Source organism: Oscillibacter ruminantium GH1 (assembly GCF_000307265.1).
GTDB classification, from domain to species: domain Bacteria; phylum Bacillota; class Clostridia; order Oscillospirales; family Oscillospiraceae; genus Oscillibacter; species Oscillibacter ruminantium.
Genome location: NZ_BAGW01000047.1, coordinates 1 through 461, shown reverse-complemented (window position 1 = coordinate 461; position 461 = coordinate 1). Strand labels below are relative to the sequence as shown.

Sequence of the window (461 nt, the reverse complement as noted above, 5' to 3'; positions counted from 1 at the left end):
TTATGGCCGACCTGAAAGCCGTCTATGCCGCTGTGGATGAGCCGTCCTCACTGGACGCACTGGACCTTTTTGCGGAGCATTGGGACAAAAAATACCCCAAAATCTCGGCCTCCTGGCGTGAGAACTGGCCAAACCTCAGTACCTACTTCAAGTACCCACAGGAGGTGCGGCGGCTGATCTACACCACCAATACCATAGAGGGCTTCAACCGCCAGCTTCGGAAGGTAACCAAGTCGAAATCCGTCTTCCCGACAGACGACAGTCTCTTCAAAATGCTGTATCTGGCGATGATGGACATCACGAAAAAGTGGACTGGCCGACGGCAGGATTGGAGCATTATCCACGCTCAGATGGCGCTATTCTTCGCTGACCGGATGCCCGGATAACACCGCCGGATTCGGACGTCAAAGGTAAACAAGCGGCTGTTCCGCCCTTGACATCCGCCCACGCCGGCGTTATGT

At 55.1% G+C, this 461-nt stretch carries 1 protein-coding gene; it reads left to right on the top strand.

Features of this window, described 5'->3' with window-relative positions; all coding sequences use genetic code 11:
* A partial coding sequence (locus ON16_RS00055) for a transposase (RefSeq protein WP_040658441.1) occupies window positions 1–386 on the top strand: 386 nt, incomplete at its 5' end.
* Between the last annotated feature and the right edge of the window lie 75 nt (window positions 387–461).